We start from the raw sequence: 24,040 nt of genomic DNA on the forward strand, positions 1-24,040 counted from the left end.
GGAGACGGGCGGTTCGGCAGCCTTGACCGGCCAGAGCAGCAGCGACAAGCAAACCAGCAGCACGCTGGGCGTACGCGCGCAAACGGACTTCACGCTGGCAGGCGCCGAAGGCCGTCTGCGCGGCACGCTGGGCTGGCGCCATGCGTTTGGCGACGTGTTGCCGCAGTCCACCATGGCGTTTGACGGCGGCCAGGCATTCACGGTGGCGGGCGCGCCCATCGCGCGCAACGCGGCGGTGGCGGAGCTGGGCGCGGAAGTGGCCGTGTCGCGCAATGCGTCGCTGGGCTTGAACTACAGCGGCCAGTACGGCGGCGGCAACCGCGAACATGCGGGGTCGTTGAACGTGCGCTGGCGGTATTGAAGGGGCGGGGAGGTGCAGTGCTTTGCGCTCCCCGCCCGGTGGCGCAGGCATTGGGTAGGTAAACTCTACGCTTCACTTTCATTTGACTTCGCTATGCCTAAACCACAACGTGTTGCGCTTATCACCGGGTCTACTTCAGGTATCGGAGCGGCAATAGCACGCCGGCTGTCTCGGGATGGCTATGCGGTGGTTTTGCATTCACGCAGTTCCGTGGATACAGGCATCGCCATGGCGCGTGAGCTGGGCTTGGCGGCGTATGTGCAAGCGGACCTGGCTGAAGATGCAGACCGGATACGGCTGGTGCAAGAAGCGGTCGCGCACTGGGGGCGCCTGGACGTTGTCGTGAACAATGCGGGAATCAGCCACGTGATTCCCCATGCCGATATGGCGGCTGCAACGCCCGACGTATGGCGCGAGCTGCATGAGGTCAATGTCATCGCGCCGTTTCGTATCGTCGCAGAAGCCGAGGCCGCACTGCGCGCCTCGGCTGCGGCTTCCGGCGTGCCGGCTTGCGTGATCAATGTGAGTTCGCATGCAGGCGTGCGTCCGAAAGGGGCGTCCATCCCCTATGCCGCGACGAAGGCCGCGCTGAACCATGTCACGCGCTTGCTGGCGGTGTCACTGGCGCCGGACATCCGCGTGAATGCCGTCGCGCCTGGGCTGGTGGATACGCCGTTGACCGCAAACTGGACGCAGGCTCAACAGTTATGGCGGGAGCGTGCGCCAATGCGCCGGGCCGCGAGCCCCGAAGATATTGCCCAAGCGGTTTCAATGCTTGTTGAATCCAACTATTTGACGGGCGAAATTCTGCTGTCTGATGGCGGATTGAATCTGACGTAGGGCATATCGCAGTCAGACTGCACCTATGGCTCCGACATCACATAAGGCAGTCAGACTGCAAAGCATATTGCAGTCTGACTGCATATATCGTGGCTCATACAAATAGCAGTCAGACTGCATATATGAGACTGCATATAGGAGTGCACGCAGGTACAGGCTCCTTGAAGAACCCGTACTGCGCCATTTTCCCCAGCCGTTCAGCGCCCCACGAACACCGGCTGTCGCTTTTCGGCGAAGGCGGCTGCAGCGTTGCGGTAGTCTTCGCTCTGGTTGGCCTGGTCTGACAGGGCCTGGATGCGCGCCGCGTCCTCGATCAGCGTGCCTGCCGAGATCGCGTTCAACTGGAGCTTGCTGCCGGCAATCGACAGTGGCGCGTTGTCCATCATGCCCGCCCCGAATGCCAGCGCCCCGGCGACGGGCTCATCGTAGATGGCGTCGATGAAGCCCGCCTGGCGTGCCGTGTCGGCATCCACGAACTCGCCGGTGTAGAGCCAGCGCCGCGTTTGGCTGACGCCGATCAACTGCGACAGGCGCTGGAGCTGCACGGTGGGGTAGACCAGGCCCAGACGTGCCACCGGCACGCTGACCCGCGCGCTGTCGTCGCCCACGCGGAAGTCGCAGCACAGCGCCAGGCTTGCGCCGCCGCCCACGCATACGCCGCGCATCGCCGCGATGACCGGCACCGGTGCGGCCTGCACGGCCGCGAAGCACTCTTGGATCACTGCGCGATAGGCGTCGGCGCGCACGGGATCTGACAACGCCTCGCGGAACGCAAGGATGTCGTCGCCCGCGCAGAAGTGACCCTGCGCGCCGGTCAGTACCGCCAGTCGCAGCGATCGGTCTTGCGCAAAACCGCGAAAGACGTCGCGCAGATCGCGCCAGGCGGCCAGGTCGCAGGCATTGCGCCGATGGGGCCGGTTGATCGTGACGATGGCGACGCGGCCCTCGTCGCGGCTGTCCACACAAATTTCAGATGCCAAGGCAATCTCCTGTGCCGCGCGCGCGGCGTATCAGTTCAGTTTGATGTGCGTGGTATCCACCACGGCATTCCATTTCTCGACCTCGGCACGCAGCGCCGCATCGGCCTGCGCCGTGTCGGTGTAGATCGGCACCACTCCTTGCTGGCGCAACTTGTCGCCCACCGTCGGCCCGTCGTGCAGGCGCTTGAGCGCACCGTTGAGCGCCTGTACCACCGGCTCGGGCGTATCGCGCGACACCAGGATGGCGTAGACCGACGACGCGGTGAAGTCCGGCAGCCCTTGCTCGATCAGCGTGGGGGTGTCGGGCAGCGATGCCAGCCGGGTGCGCGCGGCCACCCCTACCGGCACGATGCGGCCGCCGGGCAGATTGGCCAGCGCCGTGGGGGCGGTGGCGAACATCATCTGCACCTGGCCGGCCAGCAGGTCGACCATGGCGGGCGCGGCGCCGCGATACGGCACGTGCAGCAGCTCCAGTTTTTCACGCAGGCGGAACATCTCGGCGATGGCATGCTCCATCGTGCCGGGACCCGAGGAGCCATAAGCGAACTCACCCGGCGCCGCCCGCACCTTGCTCACCAGTTCGGGCAGGGTCTTCACGCCCATGGCCTGGTTCACCACCAGCACGATGGGAAGCTCGCCCACCACGCCGACCGAGCGGAAATCCTTGAGCAGATCGAAGCCCACGACGTCCTTGTCCATCAACCGGCTGTTCAGCACATACGATGTGGTGGGCGCCATCAGCAGCGTATAGCCGTCGGCTTTGGCGCGCCGCACCTGCTGCGCGCCAATGTTGCCGCTTGCGCCGGCCTTGTTCTCGACCACGACGGTCTTGCCGAGCTGTTCGCTCAAGGCCGTGCCGAGGATGCGGCCGACCACATCGACGGCACCGCCGGCGGCGAACGGCACGACCAGCGTGATCGGGCGTTCGGGATACTGGGCCTGCGCCGGCAATGCCGCCAGGCTCAATACACCGGCGGCGAACCAACCGGCGCAACGTGACTTCCATTTGAAAATGGTGTTCATAGACTTCCCCTTGATGCGGTGCGCTCTCGCGCCCGCGGATTCTGATGTGTCTGTTGAACTGCGGGTGTTGTACTGCGGGTAAGGACAATCGCGCTACTTGCCGACCCGGTAGCCCGAGGCCTGTAAATCCCAAACGCCGGCGGTCTGGCGGGACAGCTCTTTTTTCTGAATGCGCTGTGTCGGCGTCTTGGGAAATTCGTCAACGAAGGCCACGAAGCGCGGGATCTGGTAGTACGGCAGCCGCGGCTCGCTCCAGCGGATCAGGTCTATCGGGGCCAGCGCACGGCCGTCGCGCAACCGTACGAATAGCTTGAGCTCGTCCTCGCCTAAGTCGCTGGGCACGCCCACCAGCGCGGTCTCTTCGATGTCGGGGTGCTCGGCAATTACGCGTTCGACCTCCCACGCCGAGATGTTGATGCCGCGCCGCCGCAGCATGTCTTTCTTGCGGCCGGCGTAATACAGGAAGCCCTGTTCATCCTGGCGCGCAAGGTCCCCGGTGCAGAACCATTCGCCTCGCCGTGCTTCTCGCTCGGCGTCGGGATTGCGGAAGTAGCCCAGGAACCCCAGCCCGGGCACGCGCGCCCGCACGGTGATTTCGCCGGTTTCTCCCACGGCCACCGACTCGCCGTCGTCGCCGATGAGCTGCACGTCGTAGTAATCGAGCGGCTTGCCCACCGAGCCTGCGGKGCCGGCGGGGTTGACGGTGACGAAGGTGATCAGCTCCGACAGCCCGTACCCCTCGCGCATTTCCACGCCAAAGCGTTGCGAGAACGCCTGCCACAGCTCCGGCGGGCAACCGCCGCCCCACGCGATGCGTACGCCGTGGTCGCGGTCATCGGCGCGCGGGGGCTGCTTAAGCAGCATCGGAATGACGGTGCCCAGGTAGTGGATGTGCGTCACGCCGTAACGGCGGGCGTCGTCCCAGAAGCGCGAGGCGCTGAAGCGCTCCACCATCGCGAGCCGCGTGCCGCCCAGCAGCGCCGAAATGATCACGGCCACGCCGGCGCCGTGGTGCAGCGATTCCCACAATAGAAATACGCTGCCGGGCGCGGCGCCGGTCAGCCGCAGGATCGCGAGCGGTCCCGCTCGCAGGGTGCGGTCGGATTTCAGTACACCCTTGGGCGCGCCCGTCGTGCCTGAACTCGGTGTGAGCGCGAGGATGTCGTCGGGGCCGGGCGTAACCGGCAGCGGGTCGGCCGGCGTGTCGAGATAACGTTCGAATGCGCGGCTGGCGTCGGCATCCGGCCCTTGCCCGCCGCGCCACAGCACCACGTCTAGCCGCTCGAGCTCGGGCGCCAGCGCGTCGGCATGTTCCGCATCGGCGATGAGGGCGCGCGGCGCCAGGTGCTCGAACAGATGCGCAAGCGACGCGCCTTTCAGGTGCACGTTTACAGGCACCCGCACCAGGCCCAGGGCGGCCAGGGCGAAGATGGCGACGATGTGGTCGGGATGGCTGGGCAGCATCAGCGCCACGCGGTCGCCCGGGCGCAGCCCTTCGCGCCACAGCAGATTGGCCAGGCGCAGCACGCGTTCGTGCAGCATGGCCAGAGTGAGCGGCACGTCATTGAAAAGGCAATACACCTCGTCGGGCGCCTCGGCGGCACGGCGCGCGATGAGCTGCGCAAGGGTTTCATCGGAGGCCGATGGGATGTCGATGTGAGAGTCTGCGGTCATGATGCCCAAGGCGGTCAGAGAGTCAGATGGCGCGGCCACGTCAGTTGGCTGCTTGGCGGCGTTGATCGCGCTCGGCGAAAAAGGCCTGCATCATGCGGGCGGGTTCGCCGCTCTCGTACGATTCGTGATGCAGGCGCGCGGCTGCCTGCATGGCGTCGCGAAAGCCCGCCTCGGTCATTTCCTGAAAGCGCTGCTTGTCCAGGCGCAACGCGATGGGAGGCTTGGCGGCGAGTTCAGTGGCGATTGCCACCGCCCGGGCGCGAACCTCGTCCGCCGGGACCAGGTGATGGATCAAACCAAGCTGATGGCATTCTTGCGCCTGCATCATGCGGCCGGTCAGCGTGAGCTCGATGGTGCGCGACAGGCCAAGCATTTCACGCATGATCCACGGCCCCGTGACGCTGGCGATGCCGGCATTGATCTCGGGTTGTCCCATTTTCACGCCCTCGTGCGCCACACGGATGTCGCCCAGCAGCGCCACCTGGAAGGCCGAACCCGCGGCCGTGCCGTTGAGCGCCATGACCAACGGCTTCGGAAAACTGCGCAGCAGGTGGTAGTAGGTTTCCCACTCACCGATCCACGTTTCGGCGCGAGCGCCGTCGAAGTCACGCGCTTCGTTCAGGTCCTGGCCCGCGCAGAAGGCGCGATCGCCGGCGCCGGTCATCACCAGCGCGCCGACGGCCGAATCTGTTGCGGCCTCGCGCAGCACCTGCATGATTTCGGCGCGCATCGCCGTATGCCAGGCATTGAGGCATTCGGGCCGATTCAGCGTCAGCACCGTGACGTTACCAACGCGTTCCAACTTGATGAATTCCATGGAGTTCGTCCTTTACATGAGCATCCGCCGCCGTCTGCGGCAATAATTGAATAGTAATTTACGTAATTGCTATTTAATTTTGAATGATCATATGCCGGATTTTTGCCCGCGCGTACCAGGGAATTTCCCGAAGGCGCGCGCGTGCTATGGCAATTAAATTGCCATGCGATTTTATTGAAAAATGGAAGTTAAGCGGGAATCAGGTCGCGCGCGGTCCGCGTGACAAGCGGCAGCAGGCGCGTACGCACGGCGTCTGCATCATGGCGCGTGGCCAGCGCAGACAGATTGATGGCGGCAATCGTCTGGCCGCGGCTATCCACCACCGGCACGGAGATCGACACGCTGCCCTGGCCAAGATTCTTCTCGGTCATTGAGTGACCTTGAGCACGGGCCTTGGTGAAGAAGCTCAGAATCTCATCGTCGTCGCGATCGCCGAATCGGGCGCGCACACTGGGCGGCATCGCCACGATGCGGGCGCGCAGCGTTTCATCGGGAAGATGCGCCAGCAAGACCTGTCCCGACGAGGCCGGCATGGCGGCGAAACGGCTGCCTACCGGCAGATTTACCGACACCGGGTGCACGCTTGGAATGTTGCCCAGGACGATGATCTCGTCGCCGTCGAGCTCGACCCAAGAAATCGATTCACCAGTTTCCCGCGCCAGCTCGACCAGATTCGGCCATGCATGCTGCAAGGCCGCGTTTCCGCCCAGCATGGCGCCGGCCAGGCCCACCAGCCGCGACGACAGGCGATAGGTTTTCGCACCTGGCAGCCGTTGCAGATAGCCGAGACGGTGCAGCGTGTAGACGAAACGCTGGGTTGCGCTGCGGCCCAGCCCGGTGCGCTCGTTGAGTTCAAGAATCGACAACGCCTGGTTGTCGCGGTCAAAGCTCTCGAGCACGCGCATCGCCTTCTCGACCGACGCCACGAACAGGCGTTCGTCAACCTCGTCCTCGCGGGCGATGTCGGTGGCGGATGCTGCGGCGGAGGACGTAAGCGGGGCGATGGACACGGTCGGACAGGAAGCGCTCTGGGCCAGGGAGCGCACAGTGTAACGCCCCGCCACCGCGCGGCGGGCTTCCGATCCGTAGCGGCCAGCCGCTATGGCGCAGCGCAGCGCGCATGAATCCGTCACTGCTCGGCGGGCTGACAAAAGTGGCTCGGCGTCGCAAGCATTCAGGCGTATTATTTTTGGCAGGCGTCTTTGCGCGTACTTGGCATGCTCTATTCAAAGGCATGCTTCGAGACCGGCCGCATGATCTCGCCACCCAGGCCGACAACCGGGCAAGCCGAGCCCCCGTTGGGCGGCCACATCGATGGTTTTTGGAGTGTCATCATGAACACCTCCAGTGGCGGCCGCGCCTTTGCCGGGCCCATTCCTCAGTTGTATGAGCAGTACCTGGTTCCCATGATCTTCGACCCGTACGCGAAAGATATGACCCGACGAGTCGCGTCTATTGCGCCGATGGCCGTCCTGGAGATCGCTGCGGGGACGGGCGCGGTCACGCGCCATCTGGCGACGCAGTTGCCCGCTGCCGTCTCCATCGTGTCGACCGACCTGAGTCAGGAAATGCTCGATCACGCCATCAGCCTTGGCACAAGCCGCGCCGTGACGTGGCGGCAGGCCGATGCAATGAACCTTCCGTTTCCCGATGGCGCCTTCGATGCGGTGGTGTGCCAGTTCGGCGCCATGTTCTTCCCGGACAAGGCGGCAGCCTTTGCCGAAGCGCACCGGGTGCTGCGGCCAGGCGGGACGTTCTTGTTCAACGTCTGGGATCGCATAGAGGAAAACGAATTCGCGGATTGCGTTACGCAGGCGATGGCGGGCTTGTTCCCGGATGACCCGCCTCGATTCATGGTGAGGCTCCCGCATGGCTACTACGACCAAGCGGTGATCGGCAACGCGCTGGCGCAAGGCGGGTTCGCGGGCGCCATCGCGTTTGACACCGTCGCGACGCAAAGCCGGGGCGAGTCGCCACGAACGGTCGCCGTCGCCTATTGCCAAGGCACGCCGCTGCGCAACGAACTCGAAGCGCGCGACGCCTCAATTCTGGGCGAGGCAACGGACATCGCTACCGCTGCGATCCAAGAACGCTTTGGCGCGGGTCCCGTCACGGGCAAGATTCAGGCGCACATCATTTCGGCAAGAAAGTAGGGGAACGGCGCTTTGGCTGCCGGCCAAGCCCGCCCGGCAGCTTCCCATGGCAGACGGCTCAGGCTACAGTCGCTCGTTGACTTGGACCGAGAAGGGATGGGGTATGCGCGACGTAAGCCCGCTTTCAGATGACAACGCGGTGTACCGGACTTTGCTGGAATCGACCAAAGCGATTCCTTGGAAGATCGATTGGGCCACGATGAAATTCGCCTACATCGGCCCCCAGATCGAGGCGTTGCTGGGCTGGAGCGCCGACAGTTGGGTGAGCGTGGAAGACTGGGCCATGCGCATGCACCCGGAAGATCGCGAGTACGTGGTGAATTTCTGCGTCACGCAATCCCAGGCCGGCGTCGACCACGAGGCCGACTACCGGGCGCTTACCAAAGACAACGGCTATGTCTGGATTCGTGATGTGGTGCACGTGGTGCGCAATGACCAAGGCGAAGTCGATTCGCTGATCGGCTTCATGTTCGACATCACCGAACGCAAGAAGACCGAAGAAAAGCTGCTGAGCCTGCAGAAAGAGCTGGAGGTGCTGTCGTTCAAGGATGGCCTGACGAATATTGCGAACCGGCGTCGCTTTGACAGCAGTTTTGAATTGGAATGGGAGCGTGCGCGCACCGAGCGCCAGCCATTGTCCGTATTGCTGCTAGACGTCGATTTCTTCAAGCAATACAACGATTTGTATGGTCACACGCAGGGTGACAAATGCTTGGTGGAGATCGCGCAGACGCTCAGTTTGGCCTTGGATGGATCGCGTGATCTGGTGGCGCGCTACGGCGGCGAAGAGTTTGTGGTGCTGCTGCCCGGCGCCGATGCCGAGGTCGCCCGCAAAGTCGCGGAACGCTGCCAGCGCTTGCTCGAGAAGAAGTCCATTGTGCATGCGCTGTCGCCGCATGGCCGGCGCGTCACGGTCAGCATCGGAGCGGGTACGTGGGTGCCAGGCAAGCAGGCTGACCGCGCAAGTTTCATCAAAGCCGTCGATCAGCAGCTATATGCGGCCAAGAATAATGGGCGGGACCGCATTGAGCACGTGCAGTGGGAAGCCTGAGTCCCGATTGAAGAGGGTGAGTCTGATGGCTTCCAAGTTTTCTAAAAGATGGACGGCAGGTCAATTAGCGGCGCTAGAAAAAATCCTTGCCGATGCGGCTCGCAAAGCCAATCTCGGACCCATGCCTGAATCTGATTTTGGTTTGACCGACGACGGGAAGGTTGATTTCAGAGGGGCCGTTTTGCGTGAGGCGGTCCGATATCTCCGGGTGTCCAACGTCGACTTCTCCGACCTGGTATTCCAGGAAGGAGCCAGCATCAATGAGTCTGAACTCACTGATTGCAGGCTGGATCGCATTGATATGCGGAATGTATTCGTAAGACGGCGCTTTGCGCGCTGTAGTTTTCTAGGCGCCAAGCTGGGCGGCGCGCGATTAGGCGGTGTATTCAGTGATTGCACGTTTGAAGGCGCCAGGCTATCCAAGGCATTCGCAACCGATGTCAGATTTGAACGGTGCATATTCACGGGGGCCACGCTGTCCGGCGTGCACTTCATCAGCTGCACCTTCGATCAATGCGTGTTCGATGGCGTCAAGAAGTTAAGCGGCTCCGTTGCGGGCAGCCGTTTTATAGGTGAGAGTGTGCAAGCGCATCTATCGGACTGCATCGTCGATAACGTCCGCTTTGCAAGTTGATGTTGGTTCCCTGATACCAACGCGACATTCCCGTCGCCGCGGATCTACCCGCGCCCGCCGCAGCAAAGCCTCACAGAATCTCGGGCGTATCTGGTCCTATAAACAGGAGTTCCGAGATGAAAAGTCGCTTTGCGTTGGCGGTAGCGCTGTTGGCCGGTGTGCTGTGCGTCACCCATGCCGCGGCACAGCCGGCATTTCCAGGCAGCTTCAAGAGCCAGACCATCACCATGGCGGACGGCGCGAAGATTTTCGTCCGCTCCGGTGGCGCCGGCCCCGCCGTGGTGCTCATTCATGGGTTCGGCGACACGGGCGACATGTGGGTGCCCCTGGCGAAAGAGCTCGCGAAAACGCACTTGGTGATCGTGCCGGACTTGCGTGGCATGGGGAAATCGTCCAAGCCCGCCAGCGGCTACGACAAAAAATCGCAGGCGGTCGACATACGCACGGTGGTGACGGCGTTCAAGCAGGACAAGACCGCCGTTGTCGGCCATGACATTGGCACGATGGTTGCCTATGCGTATGCGGCCAGCTACCCCGATAAAGTCGACAAACTCGTCGTGATGGACGCACCCGTGCCGGGCATCCCGCCTTGGGACCAGATCATCCTGTGGCCCGCGCTATGGCACTTCAACGCGGGCGGCCCAGACTTTGAGCGGCTGGTCGCCGGCCGCGAACGCATCTATCTGGACCGCTTCTGGAACGAGTTCGCGGGCACGCCTTCAAAGATCGATGAGGCCACGCGGCGCCACTACACCAAGCTTTATACCCAGCCGGGCGCAATGCGCGCCGCCTTCGCGCAGTTCAACACCATCGCCAAGAACGACGTCGCCGACAACATCGCGTTTTCAAAAACCAAGCTCGCCATGCCCGTGCTCGCCATCGGCGGAGAGAAGTCCTTCGGCGACAACATGGCAATCGTCATGCGCAATGCCGCGACGAATGTGCGCGGAGAAGTGGTGCCAGGGGCAGGGCACTGGCTGATGGAAGAGAGCACCGGTGCGACGGTCGGGTTGATAGGCGGGTTTCTAGCCGTTGACGCCCAACCTGGCAAATAACGCTTCAACTGACGCAACGATCAAGCAGGCTGGTTGCCGAGCAAGTCGGCCTCAATAAAGCAGTCAGACTGCAATTCCCAGACTGCAATTTTCGCAATATCCAAGGCAGTCAGACTGCAATTTCCCAGTTTGCAATTTCCGTTCAATTGCAGTCTGACTCCTATTCTTCCCTTGACCTGGCTCGACATTCCCCGGTTAATGTCGCTGCCCACGGCCGAGCAGCACGGGCGCAGAAATTTCTCTTCCCCTTTCCACGTCCCTCCTATGGTTGCAACCACTCTCGTCGCCATGCTGTGCGCACATCTCTTGTGCTTTTCGGGCATGTTCTTGCTTATCAGCCGTCGCTTGCCCGGCAACAGGATGGGGATGGATTTTTTCGCGGTGGGCAATCTACTGCTGGCCTTGGCCTATATCCTGCAACTGGTTGAAGGGCGGCCCGCATGGAGCGTGATGAGCGTCGTCAACCATACCCTCACGCTGGCCGCCCCGATCGCCTACTGGCTTGGCGCCATGCGTTTTTTTGGGCGCCAAGTTCGATTGTGGCGTTCACTGATTCTCTTTTCCGTGGGTTATGCGATTGCGCAATGGCTGGTGCAATGGAACGCTGGACCCACTGCGCGTTACGCGATGCTTGCGGCGACGGCGACGGTGGTGTTCTTTGCAATGACCATCACCGTGATCTACGGCGTGCGCACTTTTGCAAAAGACTTGTACGGAGAGATGATTTTCTTTGCGCTGCTGATTAGCGGAATCTGTGTTCTCAACGCATTGAAATTCTTGAAAATTGTAGATGACGGCCTGGATGCGCTGCACATGGACAGCCGCTTTCAAATGATCTTCTACATCTACATGTCAACCCTGGCGACCATCGTGCCGCCTTCCATAGTCTGGCTCGTCCTGCGACGGCTGACGGATAGTCTGCGCAACATGGCGGCGCGTGATCCCATGACAGACCTGCTTAATCGCAGAGGCCTTCTGGATGCGCTCACCCAGTATTTCAATTCCAGAAATGCCGAGCCAGCGCGCCTGCTGCTGTTGGATGTCGACCATTTCAAGCGCATCAATGACACCTATGGCCATCAAGCCGGGGATGAGGTCATATGCCAAGTTGCGGATTTACTTCGCTCGGCAGTTCGTCGTGGCGATTTGACGGGCCGTATCGGCGGAGAAGAGTTTGTGGCGATCTTCTTGGAAACGGACGACGATCGTGTGAGCTACCTGGCGGAGCGCCTGCGCGCCAGCGTGGAAAGCCAGGCAATCAAAGTGGCCGGTTCGGATAAGGGTCTGCGTTGCACGGTCACCATTGGAATTTCACCGCCATTTCAGGACGCGCATGGTCTTGAAGATGCGCTTCGGCAGGCCGACTCCGCCCTCTACAGAGGCAAGGCGGCGGGGCGCAATCGAATCGAATTGGCCGCCTGATAAGGCATTGCCCGCGACACTGATGGCGTCCGCCGCATAGCCCAGATCGAGCATGATCTTGATCAAGCGTTCCGGGATAGCGATTTCATCCTCGACCATCAGCGCGGGGCTGGGAAGGTTTGGCGTGGCGGGCAGCGCGTTGTTGGGCTTGGTTTTGCTTATGGCGCTGCGTTGGCGCTCAAGCAGGCTCGTCGCCGAACAGGTCGGCCTGGCGCGGGTCTGCCGAAGTCAGGTCGTAACCGATCTCTGGAGCCACCTCTCGCAAAATCGCCTGTGCCAGGTTGAACGCGGTATTCGCCGCAGGCACGCCGGCGTAGATTGCGTTCTGCAGCAGTACCTCTTTCAGCTCGTCGGGCGTCAGGCGCGAGTCGTCGGGGGCCGTGAGCGCGGCGCGTACGTGCAGCTCGAATTCCTCCCAGCGCGCCAGCGACAACGTGACGGCCAGCACCATCATGCGGCGCGACTTGCGCGCCAGGCCGTCGCGGCTCCAGATGTCGTGCCAGGCGTAGCGCGTGATCATGTTCTGGTATTCGGCGGTAAAGCTGGTGGCGCGCGACAGCGAGCGTTCCACCCAGGCGTCGCCCAACACGGCGCGGCGGTTGGCCAGGCCCTTTTCGAAATCGTCTTTACGGCTCATGGTGTCTCCTGCTGTAGTGATTCGGGGGGAGCTTAAACGAGAAACGCCGGCGCGCATGTTTTGCGCGCCGGCGTTGCGGGCATCCGTTGCGCCGCGATCAGTTCACGTTGATGTTGTTGGCCTTGACCAGAGCATCCCAACGCGTTTGCTCATCGCCGACAAACTTGGTGAAGTCGGCCGAGCTGCTGCCCACGGGCGTGAGGCCGAGCTTGCCCAGCTTCTCGCGCGTTTCCGGACGCTGCAGCGTCTTCTGAATCACGTCTTGCAGCTTGGCAACGACGTCGGGCGGGGTGCCGGCCGGCAGGAAAAAGCCGTTCCATTCGACCACATCGAAGTCCTTGAAGCCGGCTTCAGCCACGGTAGGCACGTTGGGCAGTTCGGGCATGCGCTTGGCCGACGACACGGCCAGCGCCTTGAGCTTGCCGGTGGTGACGTAGTTCAGGCTGGACGCCGCGTTGGCGAAGTAGACGTCGACCTGACCGCCCATCACGTCCACGATGGCCGGGGCGCCGCCCTTGTAAGGCACGTGCACCGCTTCGATCTTCGCGTCTTTCTTCAGCAGTTCACCCGCCATCTGCGCCAGGCTGCCCGGACCGTAGGACGCGTAGGTATAGCGGTTGGGGCTGCCCTGGGCGGCCTTGATGAAGTCGGGCAGCGTGTTGAAGGCCGAGGCGGGCGCGGCCACCAGGATGTTGGGCACGCTCACGGCCTGCGACACGGGGATGAAATCCTTCTTCGCGTCATAGGGCAGCTTGCGCAGCACCGGGTTGATCGAGAACGCCGAGGCGTCGTAGAGCACCGTGTAGCCGTCGGCCTTGGCACGGGCCACGAAGGCGGCGCCGATCGAGCCGCTTGCGCCACCCTTGTTTTCGATGACCACGCTTTGGCCCAGCACTTCACCCATGCCTTGCGCGATGATGCGCGCGGCGTTGTCCGCGCCGCCGCCGGCCGAGTAGGGCACGACCACGGTGATGGGTTGCGACGGATAGTCGGCCGCGATGGCGGCGCCTGTGAAGCTCAGGCCAAAGCCGGCGACGAGCGCGGCCCGGATCAGGGTTGTTTTGTTTTTCATGTCTTCTCACTTCTCCCGTGCAGGGGGTACAAACGGATTGGAATAATGGTGCATGGCGCGACCGCTGCGTGTCCGGCCCGATAGGCCGGCAGCAATCAGACGGTCGCGATGGGGTTGACCGGCGCGCCGACCAGACCAGGCACATACATCGGTGCCGCGGTCAGGAAGAAGGCGTGCCGGCTCCGCTGTCGCAGCCAATGCGCCAGCGGGGTCAGGTGCCAGAGCTCGCCTAGCGGCAAGCCCAGCTTGAATAGGCACTGTTCGTGCAGGGGAAGCAACGGGCCGCGCTCGGCGGTCAGGCTGTGGTTGCGCAATTCGACCGCGTGATTGTCGGCCGCGATGGCGGCGATGCGGCTGTTCTTGATCCAGGCCAGCAGCTCAGCGTCATCGCCATCCAGCACGCAGCAACTGGTCTTGAGCCGATGCTGTTCGTCGTCGGACAGGGTCAGGGCAAGGTCGGCCAGACCGGTGTGCAGGCACAGCACGTCGCCGGGCCGCACGGTTACGCCGTCGGCCTGCATCACGCGTTGCAGATCGGCCAGGCCGATCTTGCGCTGTTCGTCGCCAAAGTGTGCGCGCAGGTCCACCATGACGCCGCGGCCCTGGATGCCGTGACGCGCCATCGGCGCGATCGACAGGTCGCGCGTGCCGGTGAAGCCTTCGGTGGCGGGTTCGCTCACAGTGAAGCCGTTGTAGCCGGTGGGCTGCGCATCGCCATTGCCCTGGGCATCGTAGAGCGAACCCACATGGCCAAGCGCATCCCACTGCGTCGAATATTGCGGCGAGATCGTGACGCTGTCGTCGCTGATGACGTCAGTCGCGCCAGGCACGTCGGTGGCCAGCGGATAACGGTAGACGGGCACGCCGTTCTTGTCGGCAGGGCGAATCACCGGGCCTTTGCGGCGCGGGTTCAGCACGGGCGCGCGCGGCACCGTCAGCGGCAGGCTGAGCGAAAACGAAATGCCTTCACGCACCTCGGCAATTGCGGCAAGACGCGTCTGCGCATCCAGATAGTTGAGCGTGCCGAGCTGGTCGTCGTCGCCAAAATCACCCCAGTTCGACCCGGCGGGCCGCTGGTGGTATCGCTGTTGGCTCATCGCCCTGTCTCCTCGCGCCGCGTTTTATATGGCGCGCTTTGTTCTTCAGGCCGGCGGCTGGGCCGCTGGCGTTTTTCTTATCGCGACGGTGCGTTCAGCGCACCGCCTCCCGGCCCATCAAGGCGTCGATGTCATGCTCCCCGTAGCCCAGGCCGGCCAGGATTTCCCGGCTGTGTTCGCCTAGCGTCGGTGCGCCGATGCGGGCGGGAGCAGCGGTGTCGTGCACCGTGCCGTCAGGCGCGAAGTGCGCCCACTGGGCCAGCCCGACATAGTTGCCGGCCGCGGGGTTGGACAGGGACTGCATGAACCCCATGGCCTGCACCTGCGGATGGTCGAACATGTCTTCGACGCGGTTGACCACGGCGCAGGGCACGCTTTGACCGAACAGCTCGGCCCACTCGGCAGCGCTGCGCCGCGCCAGCGCTTCGCGCACTTGCGGGATCAGCACCGCAGCGTGGGCCGCGCGTTTTTTAACGGTATCGTAGTCAGGGTGCTCCGCCAATTTGGCCAGCCCCAAATGACCGCACAGCGAACGCCAGAAGTGCGGTGTGTTCGCCGAGATGTACAGATGGCCTTCACGCGTGGGGTGAATGCCGGTGATGCCGCCCGAGCGCATGTCGCGTTCGATGTGGCGCGGTTCGTTCTCGGCCCACACCAGACGCGCCGACTGCATCGCCAGCGCGCTGCCCAGCAGCGACACCTCAATGGCCTGGCCGCGGCCGGTCTTCTCGCGTTGATACAGCGCGGCGGCCACGCTGTTGGAAATCAGGGCGGCGCCGTAGTAGTCGACCACCGAACCGTAAAGGATCTCGGGCGGGCCATCGGCCTTGCCTTGTGATGCGCACATGCCCGTCATGGATTGCAGCACCTGGTCGTAGCCGGCGTGGCCCGCCATCGGGCCGGCTGCGCCGTAGCCCGTCATGGCGCAATACACCAGGCGCGGATTGATCGCCGCCAGCGTGGCGAAGTCGATACGCAGGCGCTCGGGCACGCCCGGACGGAAGTTGTGGACCAGCACGTCGGCCTCGCGCACCAGTCGCGTCAGCACTTCGTAGCCGGCCTCGTCCTTCAGATTCAGGCACAGCCCGCGCTTGTTCCGGTTGATGCCAAGGAAGGCGCGGCTTTCGCTGGCCAGCGTCGACGGATACTTGCGCAGGTTGTCGCCTTCGGGCGGTTCGATCTTGATCACTTCGGCGCCCATGTCGCCCAGCAGCGCGCAGCCATAGGGGCCGGCGATGTAAGCGCTTAGGTCCAGCACTTTGACGCCGGAAAGGGGCAGGGCAGATACGGGTGGGTGTTGCATCGTGCGAGTCACTCTGTCTTGCGGATTAGGAAGGGGCTTAAGCGTGGCCGGCGGCCAGCAGCACGTCTTCGGCGCGGCGCACAAACGGCGCGTCGATCATGCGGCCATCGAGCAGGAACGCGCCCATGCCCGCGTGGGCGCGGCTGGCTTCGACCACGCGGCGAGCCTGTTCGATCTCGTCAGGCGAGAAACCGAATTCCTCGTTGGCGACGGCGATCTGGCTCGGGTGGATGCACGACTTGCCCAGAAAGCCCAGTGAGCGCGCCAGGCGCGCCTCGGCGCGAAAGCCCTCGATGTCTTTCACGCGGGCATAGGCGGCGTCCAACGCAAACTTGCCAGACGCGCCGGCCGCCAGGCGCACCGCCAGCAAGATCGGGCGCAGCGTTTCGGGCGCATAGCGCGCGATGCCAAGCGGCTCGAACAGGTCGGCCAGGCCCAGTTGCAGGCCGCAAACGCGCTCGTGCGCAGCTGCCAACTCGGCGGCGCGGGCCAGCGCCTGCGGCGTTTCGATATTGACAAGAAAGCTGCCCTTGAACCCGGCAGCGCTGGCGCGCGATACCGCGTCCAGCACCGAGGCGGCGTCCTGGGTCTTCGGCACGTTCAGGATGTCGAACGGCACGCGGCCCAGCACGGCCAGGTCGTCGGCGTAATAGGGGGTGTCGGAGGCATTGATGCGGACGATAATTTTCTTGGCATGCGCGGCGCCTGCCTGCTTGCCGAGCCAATCGGCGAGTATGGTGCGTGCTTCAGCCTTGCGCTCCGGCGCGACGGCGTCTTCCAGGTCGAAGGAAATCGCGTCGGCGGCGCTGGCCATGGCCTTATCGAACAGTTCCGGACGTGATGCCGGAACGAACAGCTTGCTTTTCATGGTTGTCTCCTGGGCCGCATTGTGGCCCGGGTACAAGCACGGTGGGGCGAGCTTGGTTACGATCAAACGATAGAATATCTATCACTATGAACACCGACTTTCTCCAAACGCTGGTCGCCGTGGCGCGCCACGGCTCCATGGCCGAGGCCGCGCGCCGGCTAGGTCTTACGCATGGCGCGGTCGCGCAGCAGATACGCGCGCTAGAGCAGGAGCTGGGCGCGCCGCTCGTGGCGCGCGCCGGCCGCACCGTGCACCTCACTGCTAAGGCGGCCGAATTGCTGGCGCCGGTGCAGGAGGTGTTGGCGAGCCTGGAACAGATCCGCTACCTGGCGCGTTCCGGTGAAGTGATGGGCGAGCTGCGGCTGGGCGCGGGCAACACCGCGCTCAACTCCATGGTGCCGGCCATCCTGGAATGCCTGGTGGCGCGACATCCGCTGGTGAACGTGGCGCTTACGCCGGGCCATTCGGCGCGTTTCTACCCCGCGGTTGAGGCGGGCGAACTGGACGCGGCCATCGCACTGGAAGCCCCGTATCCGCTGGCCAAGAGCCTGGGCTGGCAACTGCTGCGCGAAGAGCCCTACGTGCTGGCGACGTCGCCGCGGCTGGCCGGGCGCGATCCGCATTCCCTGCTGGCCAGCGAGCCCTTCATTCGTTATCAGCGCAACGATTGGGGCGGCCGCCACGTCGACGACTACTTGAAGCGAGTGGGCATCACGCCGCGCGACCGCTTCGAGCTCAACGCCATCGAAGCCATTGCGGTGATGGTCAGCCGCGACCTTGGCGTGGCAATCCTGCCGCTGGCGACTAACGGCGCGATCGAGCGGCTGGGGCTTGCGGTGATGCCATTGCCAGCGCCCTGCGAGCCGCGCCGCTTCGGACTGATCTGGCCGCGCGGGTCATCGCGGCTGGCGCTGATCAAGGCCTTTCGCGACATCGCGATTGTGGAGTACGGCAGGGCGGGTGGAGGCTAGGATGCTTGGACCATCGGGTTTGCATATTCCTGAGACGTTTGACGCGCCCGCCGTGCCTGTTTGTCCGCGTACATAAGCTGGTCGGCTTCCTTGAGTGCAGCTTGTAGCGAACTGACAGCAGGGTCCACGCTGACAATGCCAAAGCTTGCACCGCGATAGTCGAGACGACATTCGCCCAAGGTATAGGTACCGATCAGCGGAAGGGCCAACCGGCTGCGCATCTCGTCGACGACCCTTTGCGGATCGTCGGACGTGGACGGAGCCACTAGCCCAATCACCACGAACTCGTCGCCACCCCATCGGCCCAGCATATCGCTCGCCCGTAGCCCAGCCGACATGCGCCGGCCCACCTCGATCAAAAATCTGTCGCCGGCCTCGTGTCCGTAGGTGTCGTTGATCGGCTTGAACCCATCCAGATCGATAAACGCCACCAAAACCCATTGTTGCGTCCGCTTGGCCAGAACGAACAACCGATCCAGCTCAGCCAACACCGCGCGTCGATTCGGCAGGCCGGTCAGCGCGTCGTAGTTGGCCGCATACCGTTCATCCTGTCGGCGCATCAAGATTTGGCTGGCCACATGACCGGATAGCAGGATCAAGATCAAGCCCACTACCGCGACCAGCGCTGCCATCCAAAAATGCTGTTTTTGCATGGGAGCCAGGTGCTCCAACGACGCCAACGTGAGCAACTGATATTGCGTACCCGACAGCGGCTGTTGCCGCAGCAGATAGGGCTTGCCGTCGATAAGCCACTGGTCGGCACGGTCTGAACCGCCTGTGGGGCGCACATCCATGAGTTCGCCTGGCTCTTCCTCGCCGTCCGGTGGAAGTACCGTGCCAGGCGGGAGAAGCGTTGCGACGTTGCGCAGCATGAACGGCTCTGACGACGCCGTGATCACGCGCCCTTGGCGGTTTACAAGCAGCGCAACATGGCGCCCGGTCAGATAAAGCGCCACCTCCGGTGCGTCAAACTTGACCGTGACCGAGCCCAACGGCACGTCGTTCGAGTCCTCGATACGACTAGCCACGAAATAGGAGGGGGATTTGTTCAGACGAGCAATACCGAACGAATGGCCATTGCCGGTGCGCAACGCGTCAATGAGGTAGGGCCGGCCCGAGTAGATCATGCCCACGATGCTGTCGGGCTCGGCCCAATTGCTGGCCGTCACGGTGTCGTCCGACATATTGTTCATGTAAATGCGCGCGTAGCGCAGATCACTGGCCAGCGCGTTCATGACGTCGCCAACCCTGCGCACCAATGGGTCGCGCGTGAACTGCGCAGCGCGCTCCTGCCGGGTCAGCGCGGCGGCGCCTGGCGCGTCCGTGCGATAACGAATAGCGAGTTCAATCACCAGGCTTTGCCGCGCCACCATATTGGCCACGCTCACCATCTCGGTGAATAAGCGGTCCATCACGCGCACGGTCGTTTTAGCTTCGTATTCGGCGCTGGCCGCCAGGCTCGCTAACTGGGCTTCCACGATCCTATGCGAAATCCACCACCCCAGGCCGGCCACCAGCGCCAACCAGGCGATGGCCAAACTGAGTGTCACCCGGCGCACTGTGGGCCGCAGCGGTTGTTCTTGCCTGCCTCGTTGCAGCGACACGTCGTTCCCCTTACGAGCTAATCGTTCAAAACAACTCGTTTTAACGTTCGTGGCCATCTTGCTCCTGCGTGGAGTGTAGGCATCGACGGGTTGGGTGAACGCGCATCGACGTTTTGCAGCCTACGCATCTTGGCTCGTAGGGGCAAGAGCTATCCAGCCAGACAATATCGCGCGAGATTATCTCCGGTCTTTTTATTGACAATCTTTGACGGTTGAATGTGGACGATGCACTGCAAACACGATGCATAAACACGTCATGCGACGCGTTATTCGCTGAGGGTAACCCCCTATCAAGATCGCGCGCTGCATGCCGTAGCTACAAGGTGTTGTTCCTGTTTATTTTGCGAAGGAATTTCTGTGGTCAGCGAAAAATGTGGTCGCGTGGGGTGGTCAAAATGGATAATCCTAGTCGCATCTGCGGCCAACTTCGCGAACCCGGCGAACGCTCAAACGGTTTCCAGTACCGGCGAAGTGCTCCCCGGGCCGGCCCAAACGCCGAATTGGCTGGTGGGAGGCGATCTGGTCGTTGGCGATTCCGTTAGCGGGACGTTGACCATCAGCGGTGRCGGTTCCGTCGTCAATGATTGGGCCTTCATTGGCAACCTCAATGGTGGCGTGGGTTCCCTAACAGTGTCAGGCCGTGACGGCCTTGGCACACCGTCCACGTGGACCAGCCTGGCCCAGGTGTATATCGGCAACGAGTTTGGCAGTAATGGCGAACTCCGCATTCTGGACGGCGGCTTGGCGCGAAGCGCATCGGGCAGCATTGCGAGCCAGAACGGCAGCGTCGGGAGCGTTGTCGTATCCGGGCCGGGATCAACTTGGGAACTTGACACGCTCTACGCGTTCGAAATCGGCGCGAACGGTAGCGGTACGCTGCAAATCGACAACGGTGGCGCCGTCCAGAGCGGCCAGGCGCTGATCGGCGGCGGCCCCGGTAGCCAGGGCAGCGTAACGGTGTCGGGACCTGCATCCAGCTGGAACCCGTTCAACAATATCTACGTAGGTTTCGAGGGCCTTGGCGACCTGCAAGTCCGGGAAGGCGCCACCGTGCGCACCGTCGGATCGTCCGCGCCAGGCGCCGCCGCAACGATCTACATCGGCTTCCGGGCTGGCAGCGTTGGCACGGTGACCGTATCGAGCACGACCGCCGATGTCTCGACGCTTACTGCCAGCGATCGCATCGATATCGGCTCGGCAGGCACCGGGACGTTGAACATCGCCAAGGGCGGGCTGGTGGTTGCCACCAGCGATACGCGGCTCACCGTCAGCAGCACCGCTACAGGCACGCTGAACCTCACTGGTGGTGCGAGCGGCCGCGGCGTGCTGGAGACCGGCTCGGTCATCAAGGGCCCCGGCAATGCCACCTTCATCCTGGATGGCGGCGTCCTGCGCGCTCGGCGTGACAAGGCCAATTTCCTCAATGGTTTCCTGACGCAGGCGATCGGAAGCGAGGGGGCCTCGTTCGACACCAACGGGTACGAGGTGGGCGTGATGACCGCGTTCTCGGGAACCTCCAACCTCAACAAGCTGGGCGCCGGCAGGCTGACCTTGTCGGGCAACAGCGCCGCCTTCACGGGAAACACCGATATCCAGGCCGGCACATTGCAGGTCGATGGCGTCCTGGGCGGGCCGGTGAACGTCCTTACGGGAGCACGGCTGACCGGCATTGGGCGCGTCGGCGCGACGGTCAACCAGGGCACCATCGCTCCGGGGCCGCGCAGCGGCTTCGGCACCCTGACCATCGCCGGCAACTACACGGCTCAGGGCGGCAACCTGGAGATCCGCACCCAGCTTAGCGGCGACAACTCGCCAACCGATAAATTGGTAGTCACGGGCGACACCGCAGGCGCGACACCGGTCAACGTCCAGAACATGGGAGGCGCTGGCGGATTGACCCAACGGGGCATACAGATCGTGCAGGTCAACGGGGTCTCGGCGGGGCAGTTCAACCTGGCTAACGGCGACTATGTCATCCAGGGGCGTCCGGCCCTGGTGGCGGGCGCCTACGGCTATGTCCTGCAACAGGACTCATCCGACGGCGGCTGGTATCTGCGATCATCCCTGACCGATCCCGGCACACCGCCGACCGGTCCCGGCACACCCGCCACCGGTCCTGGCACGCCGCCCACCGGTGGCGTTTCGCCGGGCGCCGAACCGCCCTTGCTGTATCAGCCCGGTGTGCCTGTCTATGAAGCCTACGCCAACACACTGCTTAACCTGAGCCGGCTGCCCACCCTGCGCCAGCGGGTCGGCAATCGCCTCTATGATTCGGCGGATGCTGGCCGCAACGGCGTATGGAGCCGCGTGGAGGGCACGACGAGCCGGCTTGAGCCTTCCACGTCCACCACGGGCGCACGCCAGGACATCGACAGCTGGAAGGCGCAATTTGGTGTCGACCGTATCCTGGCCGGTCAAGAAGAAGGGTCCCGCCTGGTGGGCGGCATCGCCTTTCACTACGGCAAGGCCGACACACACGTGTATTCGGCATATGGCAACGGCACGATCGACACCACGGCCTATGGCCTGACACCGACGCTGACCTGGTATGGCAAGAATGGCCTCTATATCGACACCCAGGCCCAAGCAACCTGGTTCGACAGCGACCTGAATTCCCGGCTGGCCGGCAAGTTGAAGGGCGGCAACCACGCCAACAGTTACGGGCTCGGTATCGAAGCGGGCAAGGCGTTCGGATTGAGCGAGCGACTGGCCCTGATCCCGCAGGCGCAGCTGACCTACGTATCAACCCGCTTCGACAGTTTCAACGACAAATTCAGCGCGCATGTTGAAAGCGACAAGGGCGACAGCCTGCTGGCCCGCGTCGGTATCGCGCTGGACTACAAAAGCAATTGGCAAACGGGTGGTGTGAATCGGGAATCGAGCGTCTACGGCGTCGTCAATGTGAAACATGAACTCCTCGACGGAACCCGTGTGCGCGTGGCCGGCGTGCCCGCCGTCAGCCGCATGGCGCGCACCTGGGGCAGCGTTGGGGTGGGCGCAAATTACGGATGGGGTGATCGCTATGCGATCTACGGCCAGGTCGACGCCGACGCAGATTTCTCCGGCAGCTCCATCGTTACGGCGACTGCGGGTTTCAGAATGACGTTTTAGACCGGCGTATGTGGAGGGCTGGGCGTTTGATTAGTTAGAGGCGATGGGTCTGCTGCGAGATGGGCGGGAAGGGCGTGAAGGTATTCCGATACCACTGAATAGTGGGTGTTTGGGTATTAATCTCGAGTGGATGGAATGGGTCGGGAGCGGACGTGGGCGATAGTCGGCTTACGGCCGCGCATTCAAGCGGTCACTGCTCGCCTTCGCGAAAAGCTGCGCTGCCAACCCCGCAACGGGTGAGTTTTCTTCACGAGAATCTGGGCTCGGCGAGGACGTCCAGGCACGCATGGAAGACACGCGCTGGCTCGATGGAGTTGATGTCTGCCGTTCCGTTGTCCGGGACTACATCACGCGTGTACCTTCGCGCCCAGAACCACTCTGGATTTGGTTCATTGAAGACGCCCACATAGGGAACGCATAAGCCCTGAGCGATGTGCGATGGGCCGCAATCGTTCGACACGACCAAGCGGGCGTTGTGCATCAGCGCGGCGAGCTCCGCCGCTGGCCGACAAAACTCGACATTGAAGTCGTTTCGACCCAGGCGGTCTAAACGCTGGCGCATCGCTCCTTCGTCAGGCCCAAGGACAAAGGTAAAGCTGGCGGACCCGCCGAACTGCTTTTTAAGAAGATCCGCGAGCACAAGATAGCGCTCCAGGCTCCACCGCTTGAAAGCCCCAGATCCGCCTCCCGGCATCAGGATTACGTCCGCCGGCTTCACCCTCGCTACATGCGGGCTGGCGATCTCCAGAAAGGCGTTACGCGCCGTTCGTTCAGGCTCATGATCCTGATACGTTGCGAGTAAACGAAGATTTGCAAGGCCGATGTACTCGTTGATGTCTTTGCGATGAGAATGGGTCCACACTCGATCGCACAAACGGTCATTATCGAACCCGATGCGCAGCGCGGGCCTCCGAATCAAGCTGATCAGCGAGTAGCGCTCGCTAGAATGGTGCAGGCTCAACGACGCGTGGGCGCCGGGAGGTAACGCGCGTACCTGCGCCGGGAACGTGTCAGCCTGTACGAACTCGTCGACCCATGGAAGGTGATTGTAGAAATGCCCTACGGCGTAACGAGACACCACGCGAACCCGCTTATCGCCCCAAAACTGCTTCAGCAGGCTAAGCGCTGGATACGCTACGATCTGGTCGCCGAACTTCCGACGGCTCCTGAGGAAGACCACAATGTCGGACATGACCTACCTAGACGAATGATGGATTCGGGAGGACGCAGGCAACGTACTCATCTAGCCAAACTCTGGACGCGCGCCCTATGTGCAGCCACTAGCTCTCCGAGATTATGGAAAGGAGAGCGTTAAATTCCTAATGAAATTTCGCTGATGGACCCGCAAAATTATCCAATGCGTTTTT

The 24,040-nt window shown here is 62.9% G+C and carries 21 protein-coding genes; 9 read left to right on the forward strand and 12 right to left on the reverse strand.

Going from position 1 to position 24,040, the window contains the following annotated elements; genetic code table 11:
* Both AC1DB0_RS26995 and AC1DB0_RS27000 read left to right on the forward strand, forming a co-directional pair.
* The coding region (locus AC1DB0_RS26995) for an autotransporter outer membrane beta-barrel domain-containing protein (protein ID WP_476758785.1) at window positions 1–361 on the forward strand (361 nt) is incomplete at its 5' end.
* A 93-nt stretch (window positions 362–454) separates the two neighbouring features.
* The gene (locus AC1DB0_RS27000; RefSeq protein WP_476758370.1) at window positions 455–1,201 is read left to right on the forward strand and encodes an SDR family NAD(P)-dependent oxidoreductase; all 747 of its coding nucleotides are present in this window, start codon (window positions 455–457) and stop codon (window positions 1,199–1,201) included.
* A 197-nt stretch (window positions 1,202–1,398) separates the two neighbouring features.
* On the opposite strand, the gene AC1DB0_RS27005 is transcribed toward AC1DB0_RS27000, so the two are convergent.
* The 5 genes from AC1DB0_RS27005 to AC1DB0_RS27025 form a co-directional block, all read right to left on the reverse strand.
* Window positions 1,399–2,181: an enoyl-CoA hydratase/isomerase family protein gene (locus tag AC1DB0_RS27005; protein WP_476758366.1), complete on the reverse strand. Its 783-nt coding sequence runs from the start codon at window positions 2,179–2,181 to the stop codon at window positions 1,399–1,401.
* 30 nt (window positions 2,182–2,211) lie between these two features.
* Window positions 2,212–3,204, reverse strand: a complete 993-nt coding sequence (locus AC1DB0_RS27010; RefSeq protein WP_054426890.1) for a Bug family tripartite tricarboxylate transporter substrate binding protein — start codon at window positions 3,202–3,204, stop codon at window positions 2,212–2,214.
* A gap of 93 nt (window positions 3,205–3,297) precedes the next feature.
* Window positions 3,298–4,878 carry an AMP-binding protein gene (locus AC1DB0_RS27015; RefSeq protein ID WP_476758786.1) on the reverse strand — a complete coding sequence of 527 codons (1,581 nt, stop codon included), beginning with the start codon at window positions 4,876–4,878 and terminating at the stop codon, window positions 3,298–3,300.
* A 40-nt stretch (window positions 4,879–4,918) separates the two neighbouring features.
* A complete protein-coding gene (locus AC1DB0_RS27020) occupies window positions 4,919–5,695 on the reverse strand; it encodes an enoyl-CoA hydratase/isomerase family protein (protein ID WP_476758364.1) in 777 nt (258 codons plus the stop codon).
* 188 nt (window positions 5,696–5,883) lie between these two features.
* Window positions 5,884–6,741, reverse strand: a complete 858-nt coding sequence (locus AC1DB0_RS27025; protein WP_476758363.1) for an IclR family transcriptional regulator — start codon at window positions 6,739–6,741, stop codon at window positions 5,884–5,886.
* Between the two features lie 288 nt (window positions 6,742–7,029).
* Between AC1DB0_RS27025 and AC1DB0_RS27030 the strand changes: the two genes are divergently transcribed.
* The 5 genes from AC1DB0_RS27030 (at window position 7,030) to AC1DB0_RS27050 (ending at window position 12,010) form a co-directional block, all read left to right on the forward strand.
* Window positions 7,030–7,848: a class I SAM-dependent methyltransferase gene (locus AC1DB0_RS27030; RefSeq protein ID WP_346552076.1), complete on the forward strand. Its 819-nt coding sequence runs from the start codon at window positions 7,030–7,032 to the stop codon at window positions 7,846–7,848.
* Between the two features lie 103 nt (window positions 7,849–7,951).
* Window positions 7,952–8,899 (forward strand): sensor domain-containing diguanylate cyclase, encoded by a 948-nt coding sequence (locus AC1DB0_RS27035; RefSeq protein WP_054426886.1) that lies wholly within the window; start codon window positions 7,952–7,954, stop codon window positions 8,897–8,899.
* Between the two features lie 25 nt (window positions 8,900–8,924).
* Window positions 8,925–9,533: a pentapeptide repeat-containing protein gene (locus AC1DB0_RS27040; RefSeq protein WP_476758362.1), complete on the forward strand. Its 609-nt coding sequence runs from the start codon at window positions 8,925–8,927 to the stop codon at window positions 9,531–9,533.
* A 116-nt stretch (window positions 9,534–9,649) separates the two neighbouring features.
* On the forward strand, window positions 9,650–10,588 hold the full coding sequence (locus tag AC1DB0_RS27045; protein ID WP_476758361.1) for an alpha/beta fold hydrolase: 939 nt from the start codon (window positions 9,650–9,652) through the stop codon (window positions 10,586–10,588).
* A gap of 264 nt (window positions 10,589–10,852) precedes the next feature.
* Entirely contained in the window at window positions 10,853–12,010 is a 1,158-nt protein-coding gene (locus tag AC1DB0_RS27050; RefSeq protein WP_476758360.1) for a GGDEF domain-containing protein, read from the forward strand.
* 178 nt (window positions 12,011–12,188) lie between these two features.
* Here the strand turns inward: AC1DB0_RS27050 and AC1DB0_RS27055 are convergent, their stop codons facing one another.
* The 5 genes from AC1DB0_RS27055 to AC1DB0_RS27075 all read right to left on the reverse strand — a co-directional run bounded on the left by AC1DB0_RS27055 (window position 12,189) and on the right by AC1DB0_RS27075 (window position 16,987).
* Complete coding sequence (locus tag AC1DB0_RS27055) at window positions 12,189–12,647, reverse strand: carboxymuconolactone decarboxylase family protein (RefSeq protein WP_054426883.1); 459 nt, start codon at window positions 12,645–12,647, stop codon at window positions 12,189–12,191.
* A 97-nt stretch (window positions 12,648–12,744) separates the two neighbouring features.
* A complete protein-coding gene (locus AC1DB0_RS27060) occupies window positions 12,745–13,719 on the reverse strand; it encodes a tripartite tricarboxylate transporter substrate binding protein (protein WP_476758359.1) in 975 nt (324 codons plus the stop codon).
* A 95-nt stretch (window positions 13,720–13,814) separates the two neighbouring features.
* Entirely contained in the window at window positions 13,815–14,816 is a 1,002-nt protein-coding gene (locus AC1DB0_RS27065) for a cyclase family protein (RefSeq protein ID WP_175168654.1), read from the reverse strand.
* Between the two features lie 94 nt (window positions 14,817–14,910).
* Window positions 14,911–16,119, reverse strand: coding sequence for a CaiB/BaiF CoA transferase family protein (locus AC1DB0_RS27070; RefSeq protein WP_476758358.1), 1,209 nt, complete (start codon window positions 16,117–16,119; stop codon window positions 14,911–14,913).
* 37 nt (window positions 16,120–16,156) lie between these two features.
* Window positions 16,157–16,987 carry an HpcH/HpaI aldolase/citrate lyase family protein gene (locus AC1DB0_RS27075; protein WP_342065587.1) on the reverse strand — a complete coding sequence of 277 codons (831 nt, stop codon included), beginning with the start codon at window positions 16,985–16,987 and terminating at the stop codon, window positions 16,157–16,159.
* 86 nt (window positions 16,988–17,073) lie between these two features.
* Between AC1DB0_RS27075 and AC1DB0_RS27080 the strand changes: the two genes are divergently transcribed.
* Window positions 17,074–17,958 (forward strand): LysR family transcriptional regulator, encoded by an 885-nt coding sequence (locus tag AC1DB0_RS27080; protein ID WP_346551846.1) that lies wholly within the window; start codon window positions 17,074–17,076, stop codon window positions 17,956–17,958.
* Here the strand turns inward: AC1DB0_RS27080 and AC1DB0_RS27085 are convergent.
* Window positions 17,955–19,619: a sensor domain-containing diguanylate cyclase gene (locus tag AC1DB0_RS27085; protein ID WP_476758357.1), complete on the reverse strand. Its 1,665-nt coding sequence runs from the start codon at window positions 19,617–19,619 to the stop codon at window positions 17,955–17,957. The two genes, AC1DB0_RS27080 and AC1DB0_RS27085, sit on opposite strands and share 4 nt — an antisense overlap.
* 300 nt (window positions 19,620–19,919) lie before the next feature.
* Here AC1DB0_RS27085 and AC1DB0_RS27090 point away from each other — a divergent pair, with 300 nt between their 5' ends.
* Window positions 19,920–22,673 (forward strand): autotransporter family protein, encoded by a 2,754-nt coding sequence (locus AC1DB0_RS27090; protein WP_476758787.1) that lies wholly within the window; start codon window positions 19,920–19,922, stop codon window positions 22,671–22,673.
* Between the two features lie 247 nt (window positions 22,674–22,920).
* Here AC1DB0_RS27090 and AC1DB0_RS27095 read toward each other — a convergent pair whose 3' ends face one another.
* Window positions 22,921–23,865, reverse strand: a complete 945-nt coding sequence (locus AC1DB0_RS27095; RefSeq protein WP_175168660.1) for a glycosyltransferase family 9 protein — start codon at window positions 23,863–23,865, stop codon at window positions 22,921–22,923.
* Window positions 23,866–24,040 lie beyond the last annotated feature (175 nt).

This window comes from Achromobacter sp. 10T422 (assembly GCF_056394065.1).